Origin of the sequence: Gardnerella bretellae, from assembly GCF_048545135.1 — a bacterium.
GTDB classification, from domain to species: domain Bacteria; phylum Actinomycetota; class Actinomycetes; order Actinomycetales; family Bifidobacteriaceae; genus Bifidobacterium; species Bifidobacterium greenwoodii.
Genome location: NZ_JBKQXU010000003.1, coordinates 97234 through 109521 on the forward strand (window position 1 = coordinate 97234; position 12288 = coordinate 109521).

The following is a 12288-nucleotide window of genomic DNA, read 5'->3' on the forward strand; positions in this document are numbered from 1 at the left end:
GTGCGCAATAAACAATGACAACATTTTTTTAACTACAATCTAATTGTACTTATGAAATGACAACTTATGTACAGTAATTTTGTCGATATTGTAATAATTTCTAAAACAACTAAAGAATTACATAATAAAGTTTGATTGTAAATAGAAATATTACAAATTATGCTTGTCTGTTTTCTTATTTGGCAGCTTACCGGATCGAACTACTCGTGCAGTACGATTAGCTTGCTTTTTCTCAGATTGTTTGCGAGCAGTGTCTTCAAAAATCTTTGCAAGAGGAATAAGCACAGGAATTTTCTTAGAAAGTTTGCTAATTATTGGTGAAGATAAATCAATAAGTTCGCTAGTTTTCAAAAGAAGAAGTACCGCAAGATAAATAATCGCAATAATAATTGTTGTAATTGCACAAACAAGTAAAGCGTTAAGCCACCTCAACACTCCGTGCAAATGTGGGGAATTAATAGTAAAAACTTGTAAAAGAGGTTCTCGTGCAATAAGACCTATAAAAATAGAAATTAGTGCAGACGCAACAATTTTTACATGCGTGGTTATAAGTCTTTTTTCGTCTAAATCCTTGTTAAAACGATTTCGCAGCATGCGAACAAGAGATGGGAAAGTTAGGAAGTAACTTATTGAAACACAGGCTCCTAAAGCTGTTACCCAGCATGTAGGAGGCAGCAAATTAACACAAGATACAAACGCAATAATCTCAGTAAAAAGCTGAGCAAAAGCAAAAATAAACGGGCTTTTGCCATCTTCAAACGCAAAGAACGTGCGTTGAATAATCAAGTAGCTACTTGTAAGTGGTAATCCAAATGCAAGCATTGTAAGAGGAGCAGCCATAAGATTAGCTTCTTGCAAACTTATAGACGGAATCAAAGCTAACGAAATAGGCGTTGGTATAACAATAAAAACAACCGTAAAGAAGCACATTATTAAACTTACGTGCCTAAGCGCTTCGCTTAAATCTTTGCGTGCGTCATTTAAATCATGATTTGCAATAGCCAGCGAAATTTTAGGGAAAATAGCTGTTGCTACAGATACTGCAACTAGTGAATAAGGGAGCAAAAACATTGTGTAAGCGTTTTGGTAGGTGGCATTACCAGCTACCTCAAACTGGTCTAATCCTAAACGCTGTTCTGCAACAAATGGGACGCTTGTTGTTATATGCGTAGTAATCATAACAACTATTTGCGTAACAACAACAATGCCCATGCTCCACGCTGCAACAGGGCCCATTGAGCGTAAGCCAATATCTCGTATACCAAAACTTGGTCGGTAGTGTATTCCGCTTTTCATTAGCGGCCAGAATAGAACTAAAGCTTGAGCGGCAACGCCAAGAGTCCAAAAACCTGCTGTAAGAAGAAGAGTATTTCCATTCCAGAAACTCAGAGGCTCTCTATTAGCTTTTCCAAAAATAAAAATGAAGATGCCAAAACCTAGGCAACTAATAATATTTGCAGCAACAGAACTCCACGCATACATTGCAAAACGGCCCTTAGCGGCAAGAACTTGCCCTAATACGGTGTATAAGCCGTAGAAGAAGATTTGTGGCATGCACCATAGCGTAAAAGCACAAGTAAGCGTTTGCATTTCCTGGCTTCCGCCCGCGTAAAGCATTGTGAGTACAGGCGTCGCCGCAGCCATAAGAATTGTAACCGTAAGAAGTAAACCAATAGCAAAAGTAATAAGCTTATTTAAGCGCTCTTCTGCATTCTTCTTTTCGAGCGTGCGCACAATTTGCGGAACAAGCACGGCGTTAAAAATTCCACCCGAAACAAGAGTGTAAATAAGCTGAGGAATCATAGATCCAGCTTGATACGCGTTTGCAGCAAGTCCCGTGGTTCCAAGGGCTGCGGCTAACAGAATAGTACGTATTTGCCCTGTAATTCTAGATGCGGCTGTTCCGCTAGCCATAATAACGGAATTTCTACCTACTGAGCTCATTCGTCTGAATCCTTCTTACGGTTAAATTGCCTCCAAAGTCCAAGAAGACCAAGCATGAAAGCAAATATTATAATAATCGTACCGCTTTTATCACTAATTTGCAGAGTACTCGTAATAAGCGTGTGTTCAGTGGCGGAAAATGCTTGATGCTGATCATCTTCCAAAACGAAAGTAGCTTTAGTGTGAAGAGAAGTCGTAATTCGCAAAGGTAAAGTAACTTGCACTTCGCTATTTGCTGGAACTTTTACTAAAGTCTTTCTGCGAGTAACAATTTCCATAACGTGCGTATCTGCAGATAAATACACTTTTACTGGATAAGCGTAAGTATTGCTGATAGTAATCGGTATGCTTGCCGTTTCACTAACTGCAGTAATATCTTTTGGAGGGATTATATGAATCCCAGAAAGTAGCTTATTTACAAAGTATTTCGCTGTGTTATTTTCGTTATAAGCTGTTTCTTGTTGTTTACGATTTGCGGATTTTTTTGTTTTAAGCGGAAGACTACTTGTTTTATTTGTTAATTCTTGCAACGCAATATCGTCGTATAAGCGTAATAAATACAATCCCCAATCTTTAGCGCTAATCTTATTTTTTGCTTTAGCAGCCTGTTTAGCTAGAGCTTGAGCGTCGCCTTCAGTATTGCGTAATTTCGTATCCTGCTTGTAATTAAGAATATTTTTAACAAAACGCGAAACTTTTTGCCTGTAGATAATAAGATTCTTTAATTCTAATCGTCTTTCTTTGGCTGAAGCTACACTAATTGCGCTACTGTGAGGCATTGAGTGCATAAGATTATTATTTTTCCAGGAAGGCAGCTTTTCCTGCTTAATTTTTGCCATTGTATTTAAGTCGCTTAGTTGCAGCCAAGGCGATTGTTCCAATGCGCTCATAACGCCATCAATATTTTTTACATCTGTTTTGTTAGAAAAAGTAATAAGAATATTGCGGTCTACGTAAGGTTGTTCCATTTGGTAGAACGCGCTTTGTGCAACTAAACGATTTATTCGACCGGCTTGAGTGCGCTCGCTAAGAGCTGTAGAGTTTGTTGCCTTGCCGTTTGCCAGCATTGTTAGCACAGATTGAGCAGATAATACGCGTACGTTTCCTGCTGGAGTTTCAACATCGTATATGCCGTTGCTAATAGCAAATTGTGAAGCTGTAGAATCAAATTCATCTGTGGAAATAACAGTGTTATAACCGTTGCGTTTTGCAAGCTCAAGCGCTGAAAGTGTCCATTTTCCTCGAGTCTGCCAAGCGTATGTATTTTGTGATCCGTTGTCAACCTTCGCAATCTGCTTCGTTTCATGAGGATGATCGTAGGAGCTAGAAGTTTCAGCTATTTGTGAGGATTGTGGAATTTTTGAATTTTGTGGAATTCTTGAATTTTTAGCAGACCATGTGCTTTCATTAATGCCAGCAGAACGATACATTTTGCAATTGTGATCATCTGCATAAGCGCTAATATCAAAACCTGATTTTTGCATAAAAGCGTTAGGAACAAATAATAATCGAGCTGCTTGAAGCGTATTTATATCGGCAATAGTCTGTAATTTGTTATGCTTGCTAACCAAATCTGCCTGCTCAAGCACATAGTGCGTATCTTGCTTGTTTGCTTGCAAATTCGATACAACTCTACTATTTGTGCTTGTGAAATTATCTTTTAAAACATGTTGCTTATTTGCAAGAATTGGCATAACTGCCGTAAGTTTTATTGCTGGAGATTCAGGCACATTAAAGCCTGCGTTCGATCTTGTTAAGAAGGAACGAATAGATTTATATCGTGAAGAATCCTTAGAAAAATACGTGATTTTTAAAGGTTTTGGACCCCAATGCCAAATAGATTTAAGTTCTTGAGAGTCTGATGGTATATCAAAGTGGAATGTTGAAGTTTTTCCTTCTGCAATCTCGCCAATTTTTATTGAGCCAAGTATTTGCGGAGTTGGTATAAGAGATTCTCCTTGAGCCCAATTTTGCAAATCTGTTCGTGAAACAAAAGTGTAGTTGGAATTAATAGAAAGTTGCAAAAGGCCTTCCGGAAGTGCTTCTGTTGTAGCCTTAACTGTTGCAGTAAGATGGTAGCCGCTTTTATCGGTCACAACCGGCGTAGATTGAAGAATATTAAGATCGATTCCATTTGTGTGAGTATTTTCGTAATCGTTCTCTTTTTTCTTAGTGTTTTTACCGGGCTCATCTTCTAAAGTCGTATTAGACGTAACCGCGTTTGCTGTATTCAACAATCCCACATATTTTGCGCATTGCATATTAGTTATTGCAAGAGTAATGGCAAGAGACGTAATAAAAATAATAGTAAAATGCAAAACTTTTAAGCACAAAGCTCGCGCGGATTGCAGTAAATTACGCATGTAAAAACATGTTTTGTGACATGTTAAATTGTGCGCTTCGTGCGCTATATGGTTCTTACGCGTGAGATTCGTCACTGTGAGACCGCCTGTTTGCTTTTTTTGCGTAAAGCCATGCAACTTTACGTTCATTTGGATAACTTAAAATCGCGCTCAGTTCTTTGAAATTTACCCATATTGCATCCTCTGCTTCATGATCTGGATCTCCCAATACAGAAAGATCGCCGCCTACGTAGCGTAACGCAAAATGATGAACTAATTTATGAACTCGATGAGTTGTTCCTGTAAACCAATAGTCTATTGTGGCAATTGAATCAACCACTTCGCCTATAATTCCAGTTTCTTCATGAATTTCACGAACAGCAGTTTCTTGAGGTGTTTCACCCTTCTCAATATGGCCTTTTGGTAGACACCATTCAAGGTGTCCGCTTCTGGAATGTCGAGCAATAATTGCGACACGCCCGAGTGTGTCAAATACGAGTCCACCTGCGGAATATTCACGAATAATTGGCAAATCTTGAGCGTCTAAAGAGGCAAAAGTAGCAGGCGTATCTGCTAGTCTACGCTGTGGCATAATAGCCGGAGATGCTCCAGGGATTATTGAAGTTTTTTGAAGAACATCCTCATCTTCAACCACTTCTTGAGACTCTTGCTCAAGCTCTGAAAAGATTGGAATATCAACGAAAATCTGAGATTTTTCTTCGTTTGATTCTAAAGATTTTTTACTATGAATTTTAGATAAATCAAGAGGCGTTATTGAAGGCGCAGACTGATTTTGGGCATGATTATCCGCAAGCTTGGCGAGCATACGTCGTAAATCTGCAGGAGTAACCATACACTCCACCTTACTCAATCCGCTGTGCATTGGGGTAACTGTATGCTGGAATATAGATTAATTTTTGCTGAAAGGGTGTCGGTAAGGGTGACTGAGAACTTCAAAGTTTGGCCTGAAGCTATAGAGTTGGGGCGACTTTTCGCTGAACACGATTATGAACTTGCATTAGTTGGTGGACCTGTGCGCGATATGTTATTGCATCGCGTGTCGCATGATCTTGATTTCTGCACTTCTGCTCGTCCAGAAGAATTTGAACCCATTTTAAGACGTTGGGGACATGACGGTTTTTGGGATATGGGTCGCAAATTTGGCACTTTGGGTGCTGTGCGTCGGCGCCCGGATGGAACGGAAGTAAAAGTTGAAATTACTACATACCGTTCAGACGCGTACGATCCTGATTCTCGTAAACCTGAAGTGCAATATGGGGATACTCTTGAGGGCGATCTTTCTAGAAGAGATTTCACAGTTAATGCCATGGCTTTGCGTGTTCCAGATTTGGAATTTGTAGATCCGTTTGGTGGTGCTAGTGATTTAGCTAAAGGCGTGTTGAGAACACCTGTTGATCCTCGTCAATCCTTTGATGATGATCCTTTGCGAATGATGCGTGCGGTTCGTTTCGTTGCGCAACTTGGGTTTACTATCGAAACTAATACTGCTGAAGCAATTGTAGACATGGTAGAGCGCCTTGATATTGTTTCAGCTGAGCGTATTCGTGACGAAATTACTAAACTTCTTCTTTCGGACCGTCCGCGTAAAGGTTTGGAAGCGCTTGTTGAGTCTGGTATTGCGAAGCGAGTCTTGCCAGAAATTCCAGCTTTACAGCTTGAAATTGATGAGCATCATCGTCATAAAGACGTTTTTGAGCACACAATGATGGTTCTTGAGCGCGCTATTGCCCTAGAAACCGATGATGAAGGCCCTGTGCCATCCCCCGATTTAACTTTGCGATTAGCAGCCTTGTTGCACGATATAGGCAAGCCTCGTACTAGAAAGTTTGAAGATGGTGGCAAAGTCAGTTTTCACCATCATGATGTAGTTGGTGCAAAAATGACGCGTAAGCGTTTGAAGGAATTGCATTTTGACCATCATCTTATTGAAGATGTAAGCGAATTAGTAAATCTGCACCTGCGTTTTCACGGTTATGTTGACGAACCTTGGACTGATTCTGCAGTACGACGTTACGTTAAGGATTCCGGGCACTTGTATGAGCGTTTAAATCGACTTACTAGAGCTGATGCAACTACGCAGAACCGTCGCAAATCTTTGATGTTTGAGCACGCAATGGACGAAATGGAACAGCGCGTGCGCGAATTGAAAAAGCAGGAAGATTTTAATGCTATTCGTCCAGATGTTGACGGAAATGAAATCATGAAACTGCTTGATTTACAGCCAGGGCCAATAGTTGGTGAAGCTTATAAACATATGCTTGATTACCGTCTTGATAACGGGCCTGTAGCTCACGATATAGCTGTTGCAGAATTACAGCGCTGGTACGAAGAAACGTATAAAAAGTAGATTATTTAACAGCTTTATGTGAATCTGCTTTAGGAAGTTCCTTCATATCTTTTGCTTTAACACATCCAGGGACTTCTCGTATTGCGGCTCCTGCAGCTGGAACATCAACTTTTGGACGAAGATTATTAAAAGTCGAGCCAAGAACAATATCTACGAGCTTATCTTGGCGATCGTCCATGCGCATAACAGCATCAGCAAAATTAGAATTTACTGTGTATGCTTCATTAATAGCGTTCTTACCGAAATAAATAGTTGTTCTTTTAACATTACTTGTTTTGTTATTATTTACTTCTGTAAGATTAAAACCTCGAGCATTTAATGCTTCTCCTACTGCTCTTGCCAAGCCGCGGAATTTCGTACCGTTTAATACTCGAATTGACACAGCACGATTATCAACATAAGGAGTTTTAGAGCCTTCTTTGCCTTTGGTTGCGCATGGTGCTGTTATGCCGAAATTAGGATTATCTTTTGGTGCAACTATTGAATTAATCCCAAAAACATGAAATTGTATTAACAGCGCGAATACAAACGTAACTGCCAAAGCTATGCTAACAGTAGTAATAACAGATCGCTTCTTTTGATACATGAAAGCCTTACGAGCAATACGTTCGTCGTATTCTTGCGTCATGTTCACTTCCGATCTGTAAGTTTATTTTGTTTGCAGCAATTTTCTTAATCTGCAAAGCGTAATATAAATCGCATTTTACTGACTATGTATGACTTGATTTTTACGCGTATAAGCGTTTGTTAGCAAACTGTTCTTTAGTGAAATTGTTATTTTAAATTTCGAATAAAAAGCTATTTTTGATGCAACTCTAAAGTTTTACAAGCGCGATACAACGCAATAAAGTCGTCGCATGTAAGCGTTTCTCCGCGTCTTGTAGGATCTATATTAGCTTTTTCGTACGCTTCGTCACTAACTAAATGTTTAAGAGCCGCATGTAAGGTTTTTCGTCTTTGCTGAAAAGCTGCGTCAATTAAAGTAAACACACCTTCGCGTTCGCTATTATCTCCCTTATTTTTGCAATAGCGAGTGAAAGATACTAGTGCAGAATCAACATTTGGCGCTGGCCAAAAAACGTTACGCCCAATAAGACCCGCGCGCTGAGATTGACCGTACCAAGCAAGTTTTACGCTAGGTGTTCCATACACTTTATTTCCTGGCTGAGCGCATAGTCGATCTGCTACTTCTTTTTGAACCATAACCAAAAAATGCTGTAAATTACTAAATTTTTCAAGTAAAGTAAGCACAATTGGTGTTGCAACATTGTATGGAAGATTTGCAACAAGTGTAAACTTATCTGCTTTTGAAAGTTGCGGAACGTCGTCTGCAGTTACAGCCAAAGCATCTTTTAAGATAACGTTAAAACGTTTAGAAGCGTTTGGCATAAATTCTTCAACAGTGTTAGGAAGGCGGCGTGCAAGAGGTGGGTCTATTTCTACAGCTGTAAGATTAGCTCCAGTTTGCAGTATTGCAAGAGTAAGAGAACCAAGACCAGGCCCTACCTCCATAACGGTATCGCCAGATTTAACTTCAGCTGCCGCTACTATTTTTCGCACTGTACCAGGATCAATAACGAAATTTTGACCAAACTTTTTGGTAGGAGTAATGCCTTCTTCTGCAGCAATACGTCGAATATCTGCTGCTCCTAAAAGCTGGCCTTCAGTTTCAGTGTTGATTTCTGTCAATGCTGTACCGCCCAATATGTGTGCTGATTAAAATAATAAAGTTTTAATCTATAGTTTTTAACTTAAATAGGATGAGTGTCTAATTTAGTACCAGCCAACCTCGTGTGAGTGCCTTACAGCTCCGCTAGGATCTTTGTATTTTCCTTTTATGTAGCTAATTCCCCAGCTAATCTGCACTGCAGCATCTTCATGCCAATTAGCTCCAGCGCTGCTCATTTTATTGCCAGGAAGAGCTTGAGGAATGCCATAAGCGTGCGAGCTTGGATTTTCCGCATTCCAGCGCCATCCAGATTCCCTATTCCACAGCCAAACAAGATCTTCCCACTGTTTTCCAGTCCAGCCCATTTGTGCCGCAGCTCCTTGCGCAAAAAGCTTTGCCTGCTCTGGTGTAGCGTGAACAAGGCTATTTGGGTTTGACTCAGGAGCAGGAGCGGGAGGATTTGATTTCGGAGCAGCAGGTTGCGTTTGTGATTGAGTTTGCTGATTTTCCTGCGATTGCGCTGCAGCATCTTGCGTAGACTTTTGTGCGTCGTTTCCCTGTTTTGCTTGTGATTGCTCCTGGCCTTGTTTTGAAGGCTGCTGGTTTTGTGAATTTGTATTCTTAGTTTTAGACGCTTGAGATTCAGATTTTGGCTCCTGCTTTGGCGCAGGCTTAGCAGCAGGCTTTGGTTTGTTAACAGGCTTCGGCTGAATTGGAGCTGCTTTTCCAACAGCAATAACCTGATTAATAGCAGGCTTTAATACATTTTGCGAAACGAGAGTAGAGCTTTCAGCTTTGCCATCAACATAAGTTACGTTATATACGTCTTCGCGCTCGCCATTAACGCCATCTTGTTGCACGACTCGAGAATTTGCTGGAAGCTTAGGGTCGATTACGGTTTGTGTAGCAAAAGGCAATGAAACTGTTCTAGTTTCTTTACCATGCGTGACTCTGGAAATACGCAAAACAGTATTGCCTTCGTCATCTTCAACGCTAACTCGATCTTCTTTTCCTAATACGATTCCTTGCGCGTCAAGAATAGCGCTTGCAGGTAAGCTTCCGTCCGGAGCAATCCGAGATTTTCCATCCGAAATAACAGTTATTGGGCCTTTTTTATTAATTGCTAACCCGCAGGTGAGTTTATCGTAAATATTTTGCAAATTTACGGTAATTCGTTTAGCGTTTTTAGCGTTTGCTTTAAAGAATCCAATAAGCTGATCAACGCTGGTTGCAACTGTCCAAAATGGTATAGTAACGCCGTCTACAGTAATAGAAGTTTGATACGCGCTTCGCACAGTAACGGTAGCGTGATTTGAAAGAATATCGCCGGAAGAAGATATAACCTGATCGTGTGTTTTTACAGGCACATGCTGCTCTTGTAGCAGGCGAGCAGAAGTTGTGGCATAAGTGTTAACAATGGTTGCTTTGCCATTTACAACTAAGGCTACTGCTTTTTGAGATGTAAATGCAAAAATGCTTATTGCAGCAATAGATAGAGACAAGACGCATGCAATAATACGAGAGCGCCGCATTATAATCAGGCGTCGAGGCGTCCATCGACGTGCCATGTAATCACTCCATTCACTGTAAGACTAGCTTTTATTATACCTTCTATTCTGCATTGGGTTTAAAAATGCATAACAAATAAAATGGGGGCGGGAGAGAAGGGGATATTCCCGCCCCCTATGAGGTGGAGCTGGTTGGGGGACGCTCCACACTCACCCCGGAAACCCTGAGTTGGGGGAAGGTTTCCGAGTTCTTACTCGCGAAAAGTTTTGTTATAAATATTATGCAACCGAAGGAATAATGGTGTTTCTTATATCATACGATATGTTTTTGCACTATTGTGAAAAATACGCCAGTCCCTTTTGGTAGTTGCTTAAACTATTGCCGTTATTATAAATGAAACGAAAGATAATATCGAGGCTACTAATATTTATAAGTAACCTTGCAGAAATATAGCGAATTAAAACAAAGCAAAAAATAAATAAAACACGCAAATAATATGGAGCCTCCTGCCGGGATCGAACCGGCGACCTGCCGCTTACAAGGCGGCCGCTCTGGCCATCTGAGCTAAGGAGGCGAATGTTTTGCCATGCAAACTATTAAGCAATGCTAAGCAGAACATTGATTAGTGTACCATATGCCACGTCATTACAAAATTACGGCGATGTTGAATGTAGAAACGGCGTGTTTTTTATTGTTCATATTTGCGCATTTGGCAATATAAGGCATTAACATAATGCAGTATGGAAGATATGAGCATGTTCGATTTGCAGCCAGGGAATAATGTAGGCGGATACACGCTTATTTCTAGGCTTGGCGGCGGTGCAATGGGCTCGGTTTGGCGCGTTAAAGACGATGGCGGCAATCAATATGCTATGAAAATATTGCGAGCTTGCATAAATGCTAATCAAAGCGAAAAAGAATATGCTGAGCAGGAGCGAGAACGTTTACGTTTAAAGCGTGAAGCTTTAGCGTTGCAGAGGATTCATCATCCTGGAGTGTGTTCAATAGTAGATATGGAACTTGACGCTTCAGTAGCATTTATAGTTACGGAGTTGATCGAGGGTAAAAATCTTCGAGAAGACGTTGCAGAGAATGGCCCATATGTTGCTGACGATTTGGAAAGATTAACGCATAAGCTTATTGAAGCTGTTAGAGCGGTGCATGAAGCTGGGATTATACATCGCGATATTAAGCCGACGAATGTTATGATTTCCGCTCATGGACCTGTGCTTGTAGATTTTGGTATTGCTATGGGTGAAGGTGAAAGTCATGTTACGCGTACTGGGTTAGTCATGGGAACTCCAGGATTTATTGCTCCAGAAATTATTGAGGGCAAAGATTCCGATGAGTCTACTGACTGGTGGTCGCTTGTGGCAGTGTTGGCATTTGCTGCAACTGGTAAACCTGTTTTTGGCACAAAGCCTTTGATGGCTGTTTTGGAGCGTGCAGCTTCTGGCAATGCGAATTTAAGTGGTCTACCTGCAAAAACTATGGAAGCCTTTAGGAAAGCCCTTGATCCTAATCGCGAAAAACGCTGCTCCCCTGCTGTTCTTGAGCGAGCAATTAGTGAAGATTCAATAAATCCTTTAGCGTGGCCAGATAACCGCCCTTTTGATCGAGACGCTGCATGCGGAACTATGCGCGAAATGTGGCGTGAAACAACTTGTGAAACAATTAGCGAAACAGCTGGCGAAGAAGAAACTGTTGCGTCAACTATTCAAAGTGGCTCGACTACAGTTATGGAACAATCTTCTAACGAAATAAATAATAATAAAACTTATGAAGACTGTGACGAAGAGCATTATGTGGAGCATGATGAATCTTCTGACGAAGAAGCTGATGATGCCGCAGATAAGCCTTATGAAGATTTAGAAACTAGCAAGTATGGTTATTTAACTCGCGGATCTTGGATTTTATTGCTATTTGTGTCTATTTGTGCAGTTATCTGTTGTTTGAATTTCTTATCTGCGGTTGTATTAAATATATTTATTATGTGGGCTAGCTCAACAGCTGGATACAATATTTCCGCGCGATTGCGTAGAAAAGAGCTTAATAATGGCGTTTCTCCTCGCGGGGACACTTTTATGAGAGTTGCAGCTCTTCCGTGGCATATTATTCGTGGGCTTGCGTATACATTGCCAAGAATTGTGATTATTTTGATTTGTGCTGTTATTGGTGCTTGTGTGTATCCACTACTGTTTAGCAGCTCTGCAGAATTTATGGCTTTTAATATTTTGTCAATTCGTATTATTTTTCCAACTTATTTGCCGACTATTCTTTCGTATACTTCTGCTGGATATGCCATAGGTTTCGTTATTGCGTGGATTATTCTTGCCATTTTTAAGGGTACTGACATGTTTCGCATAGGTCTTGGTTCATTTTTACGTTTCCGTTGATGGCATCTATTAGACTATAGTGAAGTTGTTGTTTTATTTACAAACATGCGCTAGGACTAA

8 protein-coding genes and 1 tRNA gene are annotated in these 12288 nt (G+C 40.5%); 2 read left to right on the plus strand and 7 right to left on the minus strand.

Annotated elements, in window-relative coordinates; all coding sequences use genetic code 11:
• Positions 1-150 precede the first annotated feature (150 nt).
• Genes murJ through ACJV7B_RS03125 form a run of 3 tightly spaced genes read right to left on the minus strand, consistent with a single transcriptional unit; the run spans position 151 to position 5139 of the window.
• A complete protein-coding gene (gene murJ, locus ACJV7B_RS03115; protein ID WP_419388950.1) occupies positions 151-1944 on the minus strand; it encodes a murein biosynthesis integral membrane protein MurJ in 1794 nt (597 codons plus the stop codon).
• Positions 1941-4307, minus strand: a complete 2367-nt coding sequence (locus ACJV7B_RS03120) for a DUF6049 family protein (RefSeq protein ID WP_419388951.1) — start codon at positions 4305-4307, stop codon at positions 1941-1943. Before ACJV7B_RS03120 ends, murJ begins: the two co-directional genes overlap by 4 nt.
• Positions 4308-4362: 55 nt before the next feature.
• The gene (locus ACJV7B_RS03125; RefSeq protein WP_019260592.1) at positions 4363-5139 is read right to left on the minus strand and encodes an NUDIX hydrolase; all 777 of its coding nucleotides are present in this window, start codon (positions 5137-5139) and stop codon (positions 4363-4365) included.
• 42 nt (positions 5140-5181) lie between these two features.
• Between ACJV7B_RS03125 and ACJV7B_RS03130 the strand changes: the two genes are divergently transcribed.
• Positions 5182-6654: a CCA tRNA nucleotidyltransferase gene (locus tag ACJV7B_RS03130; RefSeq protein WP_419388952.1), complete on the plus strand. Its 1473-nt coding sequence runs from the start codon at positions 5182-5184 to the stop codon at positions 6652-6654.
• A gap of 1 nt (position 6655) precedes the next feature.
• On the opposite strand, the gene ACJV7B_RS03135 is transcribed toward ACJV7B_RS03130, so the two are convergent.
• From ACJV7B_RS03135 to ACJV7B_RS03150, 4 genes are all read right to left on the minus strand, one after another.
• Complete coding sequence (locus tag ACJV7B_RS03135; protein WP_004133930.1) at positions 6656-7282, minus strand: LytR C-terminal domain-containing protein; 627 nt, start codon at positions 7280-7282, stop codon at positions 6656-6658.
• Between the two features lie 170 nt (positions 7283-7452).
• Positions 7453-8358: a 16S rRNA (adenine(1518)-N(6)/adenine(1519)-N(6))-dimethyltransferase RsmA gene (gene rsmA / locus ACJV7B_RS03140; RefSeq protein ID WP_019260593.1), complete on the minus strand. Its 906-nt coding sequence runs from the start codon at positions 8356-8358 to the stop codon at positions 7453-7455.
• Between the two features lie 69 nt (positions 8359-8427).
• Positions 8428-9891 (minus strand): aggregation-promoting factor C-terminal-like domain-containing protein, encoded by a 1464-nt coding sequence (locus tag ACJV7B_RS03145; RefSeq protein ID WP_419388953.1) that lies wholly within the window; start codon positions 9889-9891, stop codon positions 8428-8430.
• Positions 9892-10329: 438 nt separating this feature from the next.
• A tRNA-Thr gene (locus ACJV7B_RS03150) sits at positions 10330-10406 on the minus strand.
• Positions 10407-10572: 166 nt separating this feature from the next.
• On the opposite strand from ACJV7B_RS03150, the gene ACJV7B_RS03155 reads away from it, so the two are divergent.
• Positions 10573-12228: a serine/threonine-protein kinase gene (locus ACJV7B_RS03155; RefSeq protein ID WP_419388954.1), complete on the plus strand. Its 1656-nt coding sequence runs from the start codon at positions 10573-10575 to the stop codon at positions 12226-12228.
• The last annotated feature ends 60 nt before the right edge of the window (positions 12229-12288 follow it).

Bases quoted from the DNA above. Each gene is read 5' to 3' on its own strand.
- ACJV7B_RS03145 (WP_419388953.1), bottom strand. From the start codon at position 9,891: ATGGCACGTCGATGGACGCCTCGACGCCTGATTATAATGCGGCGCTCT.
- murJ (WP_419388950.1), bottom strand. From the start codon at position 1,944: ATGAGCTCAGTAGGTAGAAATTCCGTTATTATGGCTAGCGGAACAGCC.
- ACJV7B_RS03125 (WP_019260592.1), bottom strand. From the start codon at position 5,139: ATGGTTACTCCTGCAGATTTACGACGTATGCTCGCCAAGCTTGCGGAT.
- ACJV7B_RS03155 (WP_419388954.1), top strand. From the start codon at position 10,573: ATGGAAGATATGAGCATGTTCGATTTGCAGCCAGGGAATAATGTAGGC.
- ACJV7B_RS03120 (WP_419388951.1), bottom strand. From the start codon at position 4,307: ATGCGTAATTTACTGCAATCCGCGCGAGCTTTGTGCTTAAAAGTTTTG.
- ACJV7B_RS03135 (WP_004133930.1), bottom strand. From the start codon at position 7,282: ATGACGCAAGAATACGACGAACGTATTGCTCGTAAGGCTTTCATGTAT.
- ACJV7B_RS03130 (WP_419388952.1), top strand. From the start codon at position 5,182: ATGCTGGAATATAGATTAATTTTTGCTGAAAGGGTGTCGGTAAGGGTG.